This is a genomic window from Streptomyces sp. NPDC001858 (assembly GCF_053594615.1).
Genome location: NZ_JBSFEV010000003.1, coordinates 436,417 through 453,318, shown reverse-complemented (window position 1 = coordinate 453,318; position 16,902 = coordinate 436,417). Strand labels below are relative to the sequence as shown.

The window sequence follows — 16,902 nt, the reverse complement described above, 5'->3', positions numbered from 1 at the left end:
CAACAAAATGATCAGCCGCTGTAAATTCACGCGGCGGGACTGGAAGCGATGAGAGAACCACCGCTTCCAGCCCTCAGACCCACTCAGGGGGTGTTACGCATGATGAGAGAGGTGTTGACGAAGTCCCAAGTGCCGACCCAACTGGCAAGCCCTGCCATGGTGCTGTCGGCTCGGCCCATGTACGTGAGCATCTTCACTGTGCCGTCGCCCATGTCGTGCATCGCGCCCAGGTCGTCGCGCCCGTCGCCGCTGTAGTCACCAGAAGTGATCTTCATCTTCTGGTAGTTCAGCTTTCCCGAGTCTGCGCTGAAGGCTTCCTTGGGGGCGGAGAAGGTGCTGTTGCCCGTCGAGATACTCACGTATGTGTGGATCTTGTCGCTGGCGTCGGGATAGTCGTACCAAGTGGCTACGTCATCGAGTCCGTCACCGTTGAAGTCGCCCGCGTAGAAGCCCGTACGGGACCAGTCGCCCCAATTCGCGTTGTAGAAAGCCTGGACAGGCGTCTTGAAGCCGCCATTGGGCTCGCCCTGAAATTGCCAGAACCTCACTGCGGTGTCCGGTGCGTCTGCGAGGGCGGCGATGTCATCCCGTCCGTCGCCGTTGAAGTCGCCGGTCGTCAGCTTCATGATGCTGCGGTTCCATGCACCGCTCCAGCTGGGGAAAGGACTGTTGAAGCCGCCCTGCACATTGGCTGTAAAGGTGTAGAGGGTGTCGCTGCCGTCAGGCGAGGCGTACCAGGCTGCGATGTCGTCGCGGCCGTCACCGTTGAAGTCGCCGGCCTGAAGCGTGGCGTTGGCGAAGCCCCACTTACCCGGCTTGGCTCCCCAGGACACGATCGGGGAGCGGAAGGTGCCGTCGGACTGGGCGAGCAGCGTCCACATCTTGGTGGACCTGTCCGGGTAGTAGTACATGGCGGCGACATCCGTGCGTCCGTCACCGTTGAAGTCACCCGACACCTTCTTGAGGCTGTTCTCGGTCCAGCCGCTGAAGGTGAACGCGTCGTGCGGCGCCTTGATGGAGCCGTCGGACGTGCCCGAGAGGGTGTGGATCTTGTCGCTACCGTCGGCGTACTCACGCCAGGTGAGCACGTCGCCGTAGCCGTCACCGTCGACGTCGCCTCGCACAGAACTGTTGCTCGTCCACTGCGACTGGCCCTTGGCGTTGTAGACGACGAGACTCCCGTGGTCCTGGAGGAGCGCGTATCCCTCGCCGGTGGTGCCGGACGCGGCGTCGGGGCGCCAGAGCACGGTACTGCCGTCAGCGGAGTAGACCGCCGGGTAGCCGTTCGCGAGCACGCGTGCGGTCGCTCCGTTGTTGCCGGCGGTGCCGCTGGACCAGACGACCTTGTTGGCGTTGGAGGTAATGACCAGGTTGCCGTCCGCCTGCATGGTGAGTTTGGCCGAGTTCGACGAGAGGGTCTGGCCGCTGGCGAGGGTAGTGCCTGCCGTGATCCGTTGGCCGCCGCTGGCTCCGTCGATGAGGAAGCCGGTGCCGATGCCGGTGAAGTCGCTGCCGGTCTTGCGCCCGGCCCAACCGATAAGGGTGTTGTCGTTCTTGCGGCCCCAGAGGTCGGGGATACCGTCACTGCCGAGGTCGCCGGAGGAGCCGATGACGGGGTAGACGCTCTGAGGCAGGATCCCGGTGGCGACCCTTGTACGGCTGGTGGCGTTGCCCCACGCCGCGGCATCCAGGACGCCGTTGAGGTCGGCCTTGCCGTAGGAACGGTAGAGGTCCCCTGTGGCATTGTCGCGCAGGAGCAGGTCGGGGATGGTGTCGCCGTTCAGGTCACCAGGGACGACGACGGTGAACTTGTCCCAGTCGGCTCCGCCGGCGCGCACCGGGTGGGGGCGGACCCGGTCCAGCCAAGTGGTGCTGCTGCCGAAATAGACCCACAGATACTTGTCTTGCTTGACCAGAATGTCTGTGTGCGAATCACCGTTGAGGTCACCGCCTGTGGCGATCTGCTTAGCGTTGAACCAATGGTCGTCGCCGGTCCAGTCCGGCTCGCCCTTGCACCTACCACTGGTCGTCGCGACAGGGCATCTGACATTCAGCACCAGCCCGGAGTCACGGTCGATGACCCCTGTGCCGTTGTTGGCGTAGACGCGTAGTTCGCTCTTGCCCCCACCACCATCGTTCTCCAGGGAGGCGAGGTCGTTGTATCCGTCGTTGCCCCAGTCGCCGCTGAACGCGACCTGCTGCGTCGGGAACGCTCCGCCGCCGTTCGTGGCGGAGGAGAACTGGCCGTTGCCCTGGCCCGCGTACGTGAGCAAAGAGCCGTTGGTGTCCGTGTTCCAGATGTCGTTGAAGCCGTCGCCGTTGAGGTCGCCGGGCTCGTCCCTCTCCTGGGAGCGGGTGGCGTAGTACAGGTAGGTGGCCGTGTCGGATCGGTTGCCCGCCGCGTCGACGCTGTAGGCGTAGATCATGTGCGGCCCGTAGGACGGCGGTGTGACCAGCACTTCAGCCGCGCTCGCGGAGGTGTCGTGCACCTCGGGATCACTGTCGGTCCACCAGTGGTAGGAGACGACGTCGGTGACGCCGTTGGGGGCCAGGAGGAACGTGCCCTCGGACCGGGCCGGGCCGGTCTGCGCGGGCCAGCCTTGGTCTCCGTTGGGGTACGTGTTGCCCTGCGAGGTGATGACGGGTGGTTTGCTCGGGCGGGTGCGGTCGAGGGTGAACTTGCAGGTGGCGCTCCAGCCGGAGTAGGCCCCGTCCGGATCCTTGGCGCGCACCTTCCAGGTGTAGTCGCCCGTGGGCGTACTGGCGGCGGGCAGCATCAGCGTGGTGACCTGGCCCTTGAGCGCGGGCACGGACGTGTCCACGACCGCGGCCGTTGTGCCGGTCTTGAACACCTGGAACTGGGCGGTGAGGTTGCCGCCGTCCGGATCGTCGATCTTCGCGTGAACGCTGACGGCGGTGTTGCCCACGGTGCCGCCCGCGGTGCAGCTGGTGCGCGGGTTGGTGCCCAGACCGGTAGGGGTCTTGGGCGGGTTGTTGTACTTGATCTCGAGGGTGGCGGTCTTCGGGTCGAACCGCTTCCAGCCGAAGGTGTCCGCCTCGTTGCTCGCGAAGAGCCCGAGGGTCACGCTCGGCTCGCTGTTCGAGGCCGCTCTGGCGACCGCGCTGGTCGCGTCGAACTCGAGGTTGCCGGCGGCGCAGTCCTTGCTCCACCCCTTGGAGTCGTTCACCGTGGCCAGCGCGGAGCCGATCGGGGCGGGCTGGTTGTTCCAGGTGGTCTTCTTGGAGATGTCGCCGACCTCGAACAGCCGCACCGGACGGGGTTGGCACGACCAGGACCAGGTGTTGCGGATACGGAAGGTGGCGCTCTTGACCTGTGCGCCGGCCACGTCGCCGGTGTCGAGCTGGAAGAAGGACCGGGAGATCCGGTTCTGGCCACCGGTCTCGGCCTCGTAGCCGACGCGCACGTCCCCCTTGGCGTCCCAGTAGGAGTTCTCCGGGTAGGCCTCGTACACGCGGGTCCAGTGCTGCCACTCCCCCCACGCCCAACTGGGGTCGATGTACACCGGGTAGGTCGTCTCCGCGCCGGTCAGGAGTTCCTGGTCCGGGGTGATCGTCAGCGCGTCGCCGGTGACCTCGGTCTGCATCTGCGCTTCCTGCGAGCCGGCCCCCGGCTCGAAGACGTCCCCGGATACGAGGGCTTCGTCGTCGGTGGCGGCAGCCGCGGCATCAGCGGTGGCGGCCATGGTTCGCAGTGCGGAAGCGGCCGGGGCAGTGGAGTCCCACATCGAAGGGGCGGGGCTCGTGAAGACGGTCTGTCCCGCCTGATCCGTGGCCGCGAGCATGCCTGTGTCGGCGTCCTCCGCCACGTTCAGCCCGACGGTGCTCATCGTGAACCGCAGCGCGGCCAGCTCCGTGTTGTCGGCGGCTTCGGCGGTCTTGACCACGAGGAGTTGGGAGAAGCCTTCCACCTCCGCCTTCAGCTGGAGGTCGACTCCGGGCAAAACCTCGGCGTACGTGGCCACGTTGGCGTCGAGTGTCGGCGCGGGCAGCGGCTTGGGCCAGGTCAGGGAAAGGGTGCGGCCGTCTTTGACGCCGGTCAGCATCGGCCCCGTGCCGCCGCCGGAGAACTTCACCGAGACCGACGTCGCCTTCGGTACGACAGACCCGTCAGCCGCGAGAGCGAGGGTCGGGTCGGCAGCCACCCAAGCGCCGGCACGCCACAGGCGCACCACGGTGCCGTGCCGCTTCACCGAGAACGACCCGTCCGGCAAGGCCCAGGTATCGCTGGCCTCCGTGCGCGCGGATATCAGTTCCACGGGTTGGCCGGAGGTCCGGGCATCCTGGAGGGCCTTGTCCTCCTCGCTCATCGACCCGTCGGCAACAGGGTCGGCCGAGGCCAGGGACACCGGATCCGCCTCCGTCGGAGAGGCGATGGCCTGGTGTCCAGGCAGCGTCAGCATTCCCAGCAGCACGGCCAGAGCGGCAGTCGTCGCTCCCGTTGCCCTACGTCTGCCGCGTCTACGCCGCCCGACCGCGTCTGCCCCACCCCGCGCAAATCGCACAGAACCCCGCCCCCAGAGTCACATGATCTTCAAAAAGTAAGCGAATTCAAACCCCTCTCTCACCCTGCGTCAAGGAATTATCGGCGCGCACAACTCGCTCAATGCCGTGCATCCGCCAAACATCCCCGGCCATGAATAGCTTGAATTCGACGTCTGCCGCGCCCGCGGTCTGCGCATGCCAGTCCGTTTCAGGGGCCACGCAAGCGGCCTGGGGATATGGGGAGTTGGATACCTCAGGGCAGGTCGACGGGTTGGCCGACGTCGAACGGTCGGGCGGGTTCCGGTATTTTGTACCGTCCGCACTCTGACTGAAATCGTTCCGTTCAACTCGCCCGGGAGTTCGGGAACGAGGACGGAGGCTCCGCCGACACGCAGCACGCCCCGGCCGCAATCTGCTGTCGGCGCGGGGCGTGCGAAGTAAGCGGTTCAGTAAGCGGTTCCGGTGAGCGGCTCGGGCGATCAGCTCGGTGCAGGGTTCTTCTCCGGTACCGGCGGCCGCACGGGCCGTTCCGCCGTCGTCGCCACCCCCCGTGCCCTCGGACCCATGAACAGGTAAGACAAGCCGAAGCCGCCCGCCACCACTGCCGCGCCGCCGGCCGCGTCCAGGATCCAGTGGTTGCCGGTGGCGACGATGGCCGAGACCGTGAAGAAGGGGTGGAGGAGGCCGAGCGCCTTCAGCCACCACTTCGGGGCGACGATCGCGATGACCAGGCCGCACCACAGGGACCAGCCGAAGTGCAGGGACGGCATCGCCGCGTACTGGTTGGTGAGGGCCGTCAGGGTGCCGTAGTCCGGCTTGGTGAAGTCCTGGACGCCGTGGACCGTGTCAATAATGCCGAGGGACGGCATCAGACGCGGCGGGGCCAGAGGGTAGAGCCAGAAGCCGACCAGGGCGAGGAGGGTCGCGAAGCCGAGGGACGCGCGGGCCCAGCGGTAGTCGACCGGGCGGCGCCAGTACAGGACGCCCAGGACCGTCAGCGGGACCACGAAGTGGAAGGACGCGTAGTAGAAATCGAAGAAGTCACGCAACCAGTCGACGCCGACCACCCAGTGGTTGACCGCGTGCTCGATGTCGATGTGGAGGAAGCGCTCGATGTCGAGGATCTGCTGGCCGTGGGCCTCCGCACGCACCCGCCCCGCCGAGTTCGAGCCGCCGGTCGCCGCCAGCCTGACCTGCTGGTACGCCGCGTACGTGACACGGATCAGCAGGAGTTCCAGGAGGAGGTTCGGGCGGGTCAGGACTCGCTTCAGGAACGGGAGGAGGGGCACGCGCTTCCAGCGCGTCGGGACCGGCTGCGCGTATTCCGTCGGTATCGGCGCCCGGTAGTAGGGGGACGTCCGCGCCAGGAACGGGACGACCGTGGCCGCGGCGATCGCGGCCAGCAGGACCGCGTTGTCGCGCAGCGGGTAGAGGGCCGCCATGTTCGGCAGCATCATCTTCGCCGGGAGGGTCGTCACCAGGACGACCGCCACCGGCCACACGGGCCGGTCGGACGCGCGCTTGCCGACCCGGCCGACCACCGCCAGCAGCACCCACAGGAGCTGGTGCTGCCAGGTCGTCGGCGAGACGACGATCGCCGCGCAGCCGGTCACCGCGACCGCCAGCAGCAGCTGACCGTCGCGGGCGTAGCGGACCGCCCGGCGGATCCCGAGGACGGCGACGCCCGCGCCCAGCGACAGGAACAGGCCGATCTCCAGCGGACCGGAGACGCCGAGGCGCAGCAGGGCGCCGTGCAGGGACTGGTTGGCCGGCCCGTCCGCCTCGCCGCCGAGCCCGGCGCCCGCCATGTGGTGCACCCAGTAGATGTACGAGTCGTGCGGCATCGCCGCCCACGCGAGCAGCGTGAGCCCGGCGAACGTGCCGCCGGTGGCGGCGGCGACCCGGCGGCGACCGGTGAACCAGAGCAGCGCGGCGAACAGCAGGACCGTGGGCTGGAGCGCGGCCGCCACGCCGATCAGGACGCCGGCCGCCCGCCCGTCCCGTACGACGAAACAGCCCAGCAGGACGAGCAGGACGGGGATGATGCTGGTCTGGCCGAGCCAGAGCGTGTTGCGCACCGGGAGCGACAGCATCAGCAGGCTGGTCGCGACGGGCGCGGCCAGCAGTGCGGTGCGTCTGCTGATCGGCTGCGGCAGGGCGCGCGCCACGACCAGGCCGAGGGCGGCGACCAGCAGCAGGGTCCCGAACGTCCAGCCCCAGCCGAGCGCCTGTTCGGCCGCCCGGGTCAGGGGCTTGAGGACGAGTCCGCCGAACGGGGTACCCGTGAACTGGGTCGAGTCGTAGAGCGAACCGTTGACGTGCAGCACGCCGTCCGGTCCGACCCAGGTCTCGAGGTCCGTCAGCCGCTCACCGCGCGGGGTGGAGAGGACGACGGCCACCTGGCGCACGGCGAGGATCGCCGCCACCAGCCAGAGGCCGAGGCGGGCCGCGAGAAGCCGTGCCCGCGCCGTGTCGACCACCGTGTCGACCGCCGTCGACCCGAAGGCCTCCGCCGGCCGCCCGCTGTGCTCCGCATTCGCCACGCCTCGTAGGCCTCCCGCCCCGTTCGTGCCACGCGTTCCATGCGCAAATTCCCTCCGCGCACTTTACGAGGCTCGCGCCTCCCCGGAGAGAGACGCAGGCCATCCCCATTTCACCTGACGTCCGCCCTCCTTTTGTCCGGAAGACGATAGTCGTCCGGAGACGGGGTCGCCTCCGCGGGGGCGGGATTTGGATCACAGCGCGAACAGAATCGGCTCTTCCGTCGTACCGTCCTTCGCACCACATACACAGTGGAGGGTGACGGAGGGGATACGGAGCATGGTCGGTTTCCTGCGGCAACGGCAACGGCAACGGCGACGGAGGCTGTGGGCGCGGGGCGAGCGCTTGCGCGGACGGGTCGTCACCGTCCTCCTGGCGCTGCTGGCGATCCAGCTCGGTTCGCTCGTCGCACCGGCCTACGCCTGCGGCTGCGGCGCGCTCGTCCCCGGCGACGGACAGCAGCTGGCGGTCGGCCGGGAGGCGTCCGTCGTGCGCTGGGACGGCAAGCAGGAACAGCTCGTGATGAGCCTGACCGTCGACGGCGACGCCGAGCGGGCCGCCTGGATCATGCCCGTGCCGAACCGCGCGACGGTCGAGCTCGGCGACCCGGAGCTCTTCGACCAGCTGGCCAGGGCCACGGCGCCCGAGCAGCGCACCCGCCACCACTTCTGGCCGCAGGACGGCGACTGGCCGCTGACCACCGGCGACGACCGGCTGGGCCCGCCACCGCCCGGGGCCGGGACCGGCGGCGTCGGCGTGGTCGGACGCCAGCGGCTCGGCCCGTTCGACGTGGCACAGCTCACCGCCACCGACCCGGCCGGCCTGGACGACTGGCTGCGCAGCAACGACTTCGCCTTCCCCGCCGCCCTGGAGAGCGCCCTCCAGCCGTACGTCGACCGGCGCTGGGAGTACGTGGCGGTCCGGCTGACCCCCGAGACCACCGGCGCCCCGCTCAGCGGCCGGCTCGACCCGCTGCACCTCACCTTCGCCGCCGACACCCTCGTCTACCCGATGCGGCTGTCCCGGCTGGCGGCCACCCCGCAGTCGCTGGGCCTGTACGTCCTCGCCGCCCACCGGATGGAACCGGCCTCCCGGATCGGCGGCGAGCGGCCCCGGGTGACCTTCGCCGGACGGCTCGGCGAGACGACGGGGCCGCTGGCCGAGCTGGCGAAGGGCACTCCGTTCCTGACGGCCGTCGCCCAGGAGTTCCCGCGTCCGGCGGAGATCTCCGGGGACCATGAGCTGCGCCGGGCCACGACGGACACGGCGTTCCGGCAGGTCATCTACGAGGACCGGCTGCTCGCGCTGGCCGGGATCCCGGTGTGGCTGCTGACGGTCGTCGGCGGACTGGCCGTTCTGAACGCGGCCGCGGTCGTCCTGGGGGTGCGCTGGGGACGGTCCCGCCGGGCGGACCTGCCGGGACCTCGACATGCGGTGGGAGGCCAGCCGACGGCCGCACACCCGGTTCCGGGCGCGCCCCCGATGCCGACGTCAGCGCCGACCCAGCCGCCCCCGACCACGCCTCCGACTCCAGCTCGGGCTCCGAGTACGAGTCCGACTCCAGCTCCGGCTCCGGCTCCGGCTCCGGCTCCGAGGGCGGCTCCGGCTCCGAGGGCGGCTCCGAACGCGACGGCAGCCAGGCCGACTGCGCCCCCCAGGTTCGCCGCGCCGCCGACGCCTCCCGGGCCGCCGTCCCGGCCTCCCGAGGCTCCCACGCCTCCCGCGGCCTCCGGTCCTCCCCGGCCTCCCGCGGCCTCCGGTCCTCCCCGGCCTCCCGCGGCCTCCGGTCCTCCCCGGCCTCCCGCGGCCTCCGGTCCTCCCCGGCCTCCCGGGCCTCCCGCGGCCTCCGGTCCTCCCGAGACTCCCGGGCCTCCCGCGGCCTCCGGTCCTCCTCCCATGCCCTCCGCGCCGCCCTCCGTGCCGGCCTTCCTGCGTCCCCCTATATCTCGCTTCACGTCTCGCGCCGCAGCTCGCGCCGCGTCTCGCTCCGTGCCTCCGATGCCGTCCGCGCCACCGCCGTCCCCGGGACTTCGCGCACCCGACGCTCCTGCCACTCCCGTTACTCCCGTCGCCCCCGACACTCCCGCCCCTGCCTCCCCTCCCCCCGGGTCCCGCACGCCCCCTCGCTCGCGTTTCGCGCCCCCTGCGCCGAACGGCTGAAATCCGCTGCCGAAGGCAGGCCTGAGTAGTTAGCATTCCTAACTAGACATGCCGCCCGACATGTCAGGTACACGAGAGGCACAGCGCATGAGCGAGTCGCAGGTCTGGGACGCCGTCGACGCCTACTTCACCGAGCACCTCGCCCCGGACGACGAGGCGACGGAGGCCGCGCTGCGCGAGAGCGAGGCCGCCGGGCTGCCGCCGATCAGCGTCTCGGCGAACCAGGGCAAGCTGCTTCAGCTGCTCGCCGAGATCCAGGGCGCCCGCGCGATCCTGGAGATCGGCACGCTCGGCGGCTACAGCACGATCTGGCTGGCCCGCGCCCTTCCCGCCGACGGCCGGGTGATCTCGCTGGAGTACGACCCCCGGCACGCGGAGGTCGCCGTCCGCAACATCGCCCGCGCGGGTCTGGACAAGCTGGTCGAGGTGCGGGTCGGCGCGGCCCTGGAGTCGCTGCCGCTGCTGGCCGACGAGAACCCGCCCCCGTTCGACCTGGTCTTCATCGACGCCGACAAGGCGAACAACGCCCACTATCTGGAGTGGGCGCTGAAGCTCACGAGCGCGGGCAGTCTGATCGTCGTCGACAACGTCGTACGGGGCGGCCGGGTCGTCGACGCGGACAACGACCGGGGGGACGTGCTCGGCACCCGCGCCGCGATCGACCTGATCGGCTCGCACCCGAGGCTCAGCGGCACGGCGATCCAGACGGTGGGGACGAAAGGCTACGACGGTTTCGCACTGGCGCGCGTCCTCGCGTAGCCCCGCCCACCCACACGGTTCCAGGCCTCGGGGCCGTCAGGCCCCCGACCGTGGGTTTCAGGCCTCGTGGTAGAAACCCACGTTGACGCTGCGCGGCCCGGTGCGGTCGACGACGATGATCTCGCCGGAGCCGCCGCGCGCCAGCGGCATGCTCCCGCCGTACGCGAGCGGCTGCGCGTACTGCCCGCTCACCAGCCGCACCTCGGAGGACGGCTCGTCCTGCGAGCCGCGCAGCCACGAGACCTGCCAGGTGCCGTCGGGGCCGCACAGGAACTCCAGGTGCACCCGGGAGACGAACAGCCAGTCGTCGGGGGTCGCGAGGCGACACACGGACTTGTCCCGGCCCACCCGCAGCACGGCGCCCGGATCGCTGGGCGAGTCGGCCATCAGCATGCCGGCCGTGGCGCCCTCTTCCGTGCCGGAGACGGTGGCCATGGTCAGTTCGAGCACGTGCGCTCCCCTTGAGGTTTCATTGACATGACTGTCGGCGTCCTGGGTCCTAAGTGTGCTTGTACAGCGGCCGCATGATAAATCGCCTGGGCTCATCGCGTCCGGCACAATGGACGCATGACCGAGCGAAAGCCACCCGGTGTCCCTTTCGAGTCCTGGGTCGACAAGCAGATCCGTGACGCGGAGCAGCGCGGCGAGTTCGCCCAACTTCCGGGCGTGGGGCAGCCGTTGCCGGAGATCACGGACACCTCGTATGACGAACTCTGGTGGATCAAGCGCAAAATGGCCCGTGAGGGCCTTTCCGTGCTGCCGCCGACGCTCGCCCTGCGCAAGGAGGCGGAGGACGCGCTCGCGGCAGCCTACGAGGCGCCTTCGGAGCGCATCGTCCGGAAGATCATCACAGACGTCAACGTCAAGCTCCGCGACATGATGTTCAAGCCGCCGCCCGGGCCCCCGCTGGGCATGAAGCCGTACGACGTCGAGGAGGTCGTACGGGAGTGGCGGGAGCGCCAGGAGCGACGGGAGCACGGGACGACGGCCGGGCAGTCGGACGGACGGACGGACATGTAGTCAGAGGTGCAGTTCAGAGGTGCAGTCAGAGGTGCAGTCAGAGGCGTAGCAGCCGCTCGGTCAATTCGCGGTAGTCGCGTAGGGCCAGCCGGAGTTGCTCGGTGTCGACGGCCGGCGCGGTCGTCGCCGACCGGTCCTCGGCGCCGTCCGTCGGCTGCCAGGACCGGCGCAGGGTGCGGCGGCGTCGGTCCATGGCCTCGGTGAGGCGGGCGGCCAGTTCCTCCAGGGCCTGATCGGCCTCCGCGACGGCGTCCCGGGGCCCGTCGACGAACCCGACGACCGCGTGCCGCATGCGTAAGGCGATCCGCTTGCCTTCGTCGTCCGGCAGGAGCGGCCCCCCGCGTTCGGCGGGGACCGTCCTCGTGTCCTTGCGGGGCTCCGGGGGCGCCGGCGGCCGGTCCTTCCGGCCGTGGTCCGGGCTCGTGCCCGTGTTCGCGCTCGTACGCGCGCCGGTGCTCGTGTCGGTGCTCGTGTCGGTGTTCGGGCTCGTGCGCGGTGTGACGTCGGGCATGGCGGTCAGCTCTCCTTCGCCTGGTGACGGGGGAAGCTCCACGGCAGGCGGCGGCCGAACCGGGAGGAACCACGGGCCTGGACCTGCGCCCGGGGCGGGGACTGGGACGGGGGCTGGGACTGCTGGGGCGCGGAGCCGACCAGGTCGTCGAAGAGTGCGCGGGCCTCGACCATGGCCGTCCGCATGTCCTCCGTGCCCGGCGCCCGGCCGTCGCCCGTGCCGGCCTCGTGGACGGCGCCGTGGACGCGTCGGTAGCCGTGGACATGGTGCGCGTGGTGGACGGAGAGCGCGGCGAGCTGCTCCTCGTGCTCGCCGCCGTCCGGGAAGCCGCGGGCGCCGGCCAGCTCCGCGAGCAGGTGGTCCGCGTCGGCGACCGCCTCCCGGGGCGAGTCGACGAACTTCTCCTGCGCGGCCCGCCAGCGGGCCTGGTACCGCTCGCGCTCCGCCGGCTCCAACGGCTGCTCGCGCAGCGCGCCGTGCCGTTGCACGAGGGCGTCGAGTTCTCTCTCGGCGGCGTCGACGTCCCCGTCGTGCCGGGCCACGGCCCGGTCGTACTCGGGCCCGAAGCGGTGCTTCAGGCCGCGTCGGCCGTGCGCGCCGCCGCGGGCGCGCAGGACGGGCACTTTCGCGACGACGACCGTGACCGCCACGATCACGATCGCCATCACGATCAGAGCGATGATCACGCCTGTGGACATGCCTTGCCTTCCGGTGGGTCGGCCCCACGGGCCGGTTCCCAAGTCGTGTTGCCCGGAAGCCGCCTGCCAAACAGCACGCACCGGCCCGGCCCAAACGGGTCGGGCGCCTTGAAGGGGCGCGGGGAACTGCGCGACCAGCCACAACGGCGCCGCAGCGAAACGACGGCACAGCGCGGCACCTCGCAGCACATCGCGGCACCAGCGGAGCGCTCCGCGCCGGGCCGAGGGGCCTGTTCGTCCCAGCGGGGCTGCGTGGCAGGGGCGCGGACCCGTACGCCGACCACTGGTGCGTCGGGCCGCTCGGCCAGAACCTCAGGGGAGTCGGTGGTCCTGTACGACCCGGCCGCCGTGCGGCTGTTCGCGGTCCGAGCCGCACAGCTCGCTGTTCAGTTCCCGGACCAGCTGGACCAGGTCGGTGGGCCGGTCGGGGCCCCACCAGTCGCCGAGCAGCTCGGCCAGTGACTGCTCACGGGTCTCGGCGAGCCGTTCCGCGACCGCGCGGCCCGCGTCGGTCAGCACCATGTCGAGCCCCTCGCGCACGGCGAGCCCGCGTTCCTCGACCTGCCGGGCGGCGTCCATGATCACCGACAGCGGGACGGTGCTGCGCTCGGCCAGCACCGACGGCTCGACGCTGCCGTACCGCTTCATCCGCAGCAGCAGCCAGCTCGCGGCCGGGTGGAGGTCGTAGCCGGCCCGTGCGGTGATCTCCTGGTAGATCTCGCGGCGGCCCTCGCGGGTGCCGAGGACCGACAGCGCCCGGCACACCTCGTCGTAGGAGGACCGTTCCACCGGGTTGCTGGCCAGGGTCTCGGTCACGTCGGGGGCGGTGACCGAGCCGCGCAGCGGGTCCTCCTTGAGGAACCAGGCCAGGACGAAGCCGAGGAGCGCGACGGGCGCGGCGTACAGGAAGACGTCGGTGATGGCGGAGGCGTACGCGTCCAGGACGCGCGGGCGCAGGTCGGACGGCAGCTCGGCGATGCCCCGCGGGTCGGACTCCAGGCTCCCGGCCGAGACCCCGGACGGCGGACTGACGCCCCGGAAGGCGTCCGTGAGCTTCTCGCCGAGGCGGCCGGCGAAGACCGTCCCGAAGATGGCGACGCCGAAGGAGGCCCCGATGGAGCGGAAAAAGGTCGCGCCGGAGGTGGCGACGCCGAGATCCTCGTAGCCGACGGCGTTCTGCACGATCAGCACCAGCACCTGCATGACCAGACCGAGGCCCAGGCCGAAGACGAAGAAGTAGGTGCTCATCTCGCCCGTGGAGCTGTGTTCGTCGAGCTGGTGGAGCAGCAGCAGACCGAGGGCGGTGACGGCGGTGCCCGTGACCGGGAACACCTTCCAGCGGCCGGTGCGGCTGACGAGCTGCCCGGAGCCGGTGGACGACAGCAGCATGCCCGCCACCATCGGCAGCATGTGCACGCCGGACATGGTCGGCGAGACGCCGTGCACCACCTGGAGGAAGGTCGGCAGATACGTCATCGCGCCGAACATCGCGAAGCCGACGATGAAGCTGATCACGGCGGAGAGGGTGAAGGTGCGGATGCGGAACAGCTTGAGCGGGAGGACCGGTTCGGCCGCCCGGCGCTCCGCGGCCACGAACGCGACGACCAGCAGCACCCCGAGCACCGCCAGTCCGACGATCTGCGGCGAGCCCCAGTCCCAGGTGGTGCCGCCGAGGGACGCCACCAGCACCAGCGAGGTGGCGACCGAGGCGATGAGGAAGGTGCCGAGGTAGTCGATGACGTGCTTGGTCGACTTGCGCGGGATGCGCAGCACCGTCGCGATGACGGCGAGCGCCACCACGCCGATGGGCAGGTTGACGTAGAAGACCCAGCGCCAGCTCAGGGCCTCGGTGAACAGTCCGCCCAGCAGCGGGCCGAGGACGCTCGTGGCGCCGAACACCGCCCCGAACAGCCCCTGGTAGCGGCCGCGGTCGCGCGGCGGGACGATGTCGCCGACGATCGCCATCGACAGCACCATCAACCCGCCGCCGCCCAGGCCCTGGAGCGCCCGGAAGCCGATCAACTGAGGCATGTTTTGCGCCATTCCGCACAGCGCCGATCCGATCAGGAAGATGACGATCGCGATCTGGAACAGCCTCTTGCGGCCGTACTGGTCGCCCAGTTTGCCCCAGAGCGGGGTCGCGGCCGTCGACGCCAGCAGGTAGGCGGTGACCACCCAGGACAGATGCTCCATACCACCGAGGTCGCTGACGATCGTCGGCAGGGCGGTCGACACGATCGTCTGGTCGAGGGCGGCGAGGAACATGCCGAGCAGCAGGGCGCCGATCGAGACGAGAACGTTTCCGGACACGTGTTCCCGACGTGGATCCGCGGTCCTGCTGTGCGCGTCCAAGGCCATGGATGCCTCCTGCGGCTCTGGTGGCTCTGGTGCCTCCGGTGACCCCTACATCGTGATCGGTGTGACCGGTTATGGCCTCTTGAGTCCACTCGGTCCGGGTTCGGGGCCGCCAGGATCCTGCCGGGCGCCCGAGGGTAATCCCTCGGGATCCTGGCGGAATCCGACATTCCGGGGGTCGCGCACGGCCGACCGTGTGGAGGATCTGCATAATCTCTGGAGTTTGGATGGGGAGGGACGAACAAGTGATCGATCCGACGGGGCAACCAGGGCGACCCGAGCAGTACGGGCTGCCGTGCCCGGAGTGCGGGGCACTGCGCGCGCCCGACAACACCCCGTCCTGTGCCTGCGCCCAGCGCGCCGCCGACGCCCTGCGCGACACGCGCACGGCGGAGGCGGCCGCGGCGGAGGACTTCGATCCGCTGCGGATACGGCCGTACGTGGAACTGGACGGCGCGACAGCCTCCGAGACGGGCATCAGGCCGGGCACTGGGGCGGGCGCCCGGACGGGCACCTGGGCCGGGGCTTCGTCGGCCGCGGACATGACCATGCCAATCCCGACGGTCCCGCCGGTTCCGTCGGCCCCGACAGGCTCGGCGGCGCCGCTGGTCCCGCCCGCCCCGGCCGTCCCGGCCGACGTGACCATGCCGCTGCGCGCCGTGGATCCCACCGGCCCGCCGCCCCCGGACGCGACGACGGCCTTACCCACCCCGCTGGCCCCGCCCGGCTCCGCGCCCAGCGCCGGCGACCTGAGCCTGTTCGAGGCGGACGACCTCGGCACCGCGCACCCCGACGACGAGGAACCGGGCGGCCCGCGCCGTCGCCGCGCCCTGCTGATCGCGACGACCGCCGCCGTCGTGGCCGTCCTGGCCGCCACCGCGTTCGCGAGCGGGCTGTTCTCCTACGAGACGCCGACCCGCGACAGCGCCGCCCCCAAGGACGTACGGGCGGCCGTGCCCGACGCCTCCACGAGCGCGACGTCCGGATCGCCCTCGGCGAGCCGCTCCGCGTCTCCGTCGGCCTCCGACGCCTCGTCGTCGCCCTCCGAGAGCCAGGGGCCGTCGCCCTCCCGGTCGCAGTCGAGCGCCTCGCCCTCGGCATCGCGCTCGGCCGACGCGATCGAGACCACGCCGACGCCTCGCGTCACCAGCTCCTCAGGGCCCGACAACAGTCCCGACAACAGCCCGGGGACCACCCCCGCCGTCGTGCTGCGGCTCGGCGACACGGGCGCCGAGGTGACCGAACTCCAGCTGCGGCTGACCGAGGCGCTCCTCTACAGCGGCGAGGCCGACGGCACGTTCAGCGCCGAGGTCGAGAGCGCCCTGCGCACCTTCCAGCGGCTGCGCGGCACGACGGAGGACGGACTGGGCGTGTACGGGCCGGTGACCCGGGAGAGGCTGGAGTCGGAGACGAAGGAGCCGTAGGACGCGCACGGGGTGGCGGCAGCGACACCGGCACGAACACCGGCGGCGGTGGCCGCATCGGCGCCTCACCCCACGTGGATCCGCACCCCGCCGTCCCCCACGGCCTCCACCCGCACCTGCCGCAGATCGCGCACCACCGCGTCCGGTCCGTGCACCGCCGCCCGCGGGCCCACGCCCACGACCCGCATGCCGGCGGCGCGTCCGGCCGCGATGCCCGCCCCGGAGTCCTCGAAGACCACGCACTCCGCCGGGACGATCCCCAGCTCGGCCGCGCCCTTCAGGAACCCCTCCGGGTCCGGCTTGCTCGCGCCCACGGACTCCGCGGTGACGCGCACGTCCGGCAGGCCCAGGCCCGCCGCGGCCATCCGGGCCGTCGACAGCGGGACGTCCGCCGAGGTGACCAGCGCGTGCGGGACGCCGTGCAGGGAGGCGAGGAACTCCGGCGCGCCGGGCACCGGCACCACGCCCTCCAGGTCGGCGGTCTCCTCCGCCAGCATCCGCGCGTTGTCCGCGAGGTTCAGGTGCATCGGCCGGCTGGGCAGCAGCACGGCCATCGAGGCGTAGCCCTGCCGGCCGTGGACGACCTTCATGACCTCGTCCCCGTCGAGCCCGTGCGCGTCGGCCCAGCGCCGCCAGACCCGCTCGACGACGGCGTCGGAGTTCACGAGGGTGCCGTCCATGTCGAGCAGGAGGGCGCGGGCGGTGAGGACCGGCATCAGGCAGCTCCAGGGAAAACGAGGCGGACAAGACGGCCAGGAAGGGACAAGGCGGCCCCGCCCGCCGGTCAGGGAAAACGGGCGGGAGCCACTTTGTTTCCCCACGGTACAAAATCATCCGGCCCGAACGCCACCCCACCGAAAAAGCTCCGGAATCCGTTCACCCACCGTTCAGCTCCCCGGGCCCGCAAACGACTCACGCGCGGGCCGGGACG

At 70.8% G+C, this 16,902-nt stretch carries 11 protein-coding genes; 4 read left to right on the top strand and 7 right to left on the bottom strand.

The features are described from left to right. Positions 1-83: 83 nt before the first annotated feature. On the bottom strand, positions 84-4,421 hold the full coding sequence (locus tag ACWCPF_RS06660) for an FG-GAP-like repeat-containing protein (RefSeq protein ID WP_451043840.1): 4,338 nt from the start codon (positions 4,419-4,421) through the stop codon (positions 84-86). A gap of 561 nt (positions 4,422-4,982) precedes the next feature. Further along, the gene (locus tag ACWCPF_RS06655; RefSeq protein ID WP_451043839.1) at positions 4,983-7,046 is read right to left on the bottom strand and encodes a bifunctional glycosyltransferase 87/phosphatase PAP2 family protein; all 2,064 of its coding nucleotides are present in this window, start codon (positions 7,044-7,046) and stop codon (positions 4,983-4,985) included. A 277-nt stretch (positions 7,047-7,323) separates the two neighbouring features. Between ACWCPF_RS06655 and ACWCPF_RS06650 the strand changes: the two genes are divergently transcribed. Then, entirely contained in the window at positions 7,324-9,204 is a 1,881-nt protein-coding gene (locus tag ACWCPF_RS06650) for a DUF2330 domain-containing protein (protein WP_451043838.1), read from the top strand. Positions 9,205-9,291: 87 nt separating this feature from the next. Continuing rightward, positions 9,292-9,963: an O-methyltransferase gene (locus tag ACWCPF_RS06645; protein WP_451043837.1), complete on the top strand. Its 672-nt coding sequence runs from the start codon at positions 9,292-9,294 to the stop codon at positions 9,961-9,963. Positions 9,964-10,020: 57 nt separating this feature from the next. On the opposite strand, the gene ACWCPF_RS06640 is transcribed toward ACWCPF_RS06645, so the two are convergent. Further along, positions 10,021-10,413: a hypothetical protein gene (locus tag ACWCPF_RS06640; protein WP_451043836.1), complete on the bottom strand. Its 393-nt coding sequence runs from the start codon at positions 10,411-10,413 to the stop codon at positions 10,021-10,023. A 117-nt stretch (positions 10,414-10,530) separates the two neighbouring features. Between ACWCPF_RS06640 and ACWCPF_RS06635 the strand changes: the two genes are divergently transcribed. Further along, positions 10,531-10,983, top strand: a complete 453-nt coding sequence (locus tag ACWCPF_RS06635; protein WP_451043835.1) for a DnaJ family domain-containing protein — start codon at positions 10,531-10,533, stop codon at positions 10,981-10,983. A gap of 37 nt (positions 10,984-11,020) precedes the next feature. On the opposite strand, the gene ACWCPF_RS06630 is transcribed toward ACWCPF_RS06635, so the two are convergent. The 3 genes from ACWCPF_RS06630 to ACWCPF_RS06620 all read right to left on the bottom strand — a co-directional run bounded on the left by ACWCPF_RS06630 (position 11,021) and on the right by ACWCPF_RS06620 (position 14,550). Next, complete coding sequence (locus ACWCPF_RS06630) at positions 11,021-11,494, bottom strand: hypothetical protein (RefSeq protein ID WP_451043834.1); 474 nt, start codon at positions 11,492-11,494, stop codon at positions 11,021-11,023. 5 nt (positions 11,495-11,499) lie between these two features. After that, positions 11,500-12,192: a hypothetical protein gene (locus tag ACWCPF_RS06625; protein WP_451043833.1), complete on the bottom strand. Its 693-nt coding sequence runs from the start codon at positions 12,190-12,192 to the stop codon at positions 11,500-11,502. A 312-nt stretch (positions 12,193-12,504) separates the two neighbouring features. Beyond that, the gene (locus ACWCPF_RS06620) at positions 12,505-14,550 is read right to left on the bottom strand and encodes a DHA2 family efflux MFS transporter permease subunit (protein ID WP_451043832.1); all 2,046 of its coding nucleotides are present in this window, start codon (positions 14,548-14,550) and stop codon (positions 12,505-12,507) included. A gap of 242 nt (positions 14,551-14,792) precedes the next feature. Between ACWCPF_RS06620 and ACWCPF_RS06615 the strand changes: the two genes are divergently transcribed. Next, the gene (locus tag ACWCPF_RS06615; RefSeq protein ID WP_451043831.1) at positions 14,793-15,971 is read left to right on the top strand and encodes a peptidoglycan-binding domain-containing protein; all 1,179 of its coding nucleotides are present in this window, start codon (positions 14,793-14,795) and stop codon (positions 15,969-15,971) included. Positions 15,972-16,036: 65 nt separating this feature from the next. Here ACWCPF_RS06615 and ACWCPF_RS06610 read toward each other — a convergent pair whose 3' ends face one another. Next, a complete protein-coding gene (locus ACWCPF_RS06610; RefSeq protein WP_451043830.1) occupies positions 16,037-16,687 on the bottom strand; it encodes an HAD-IA family hydrolase in 651 nt (216 codons plus the stop codon). Positions 16,688-16,902 lie beyond the last annotated feature (215 nt).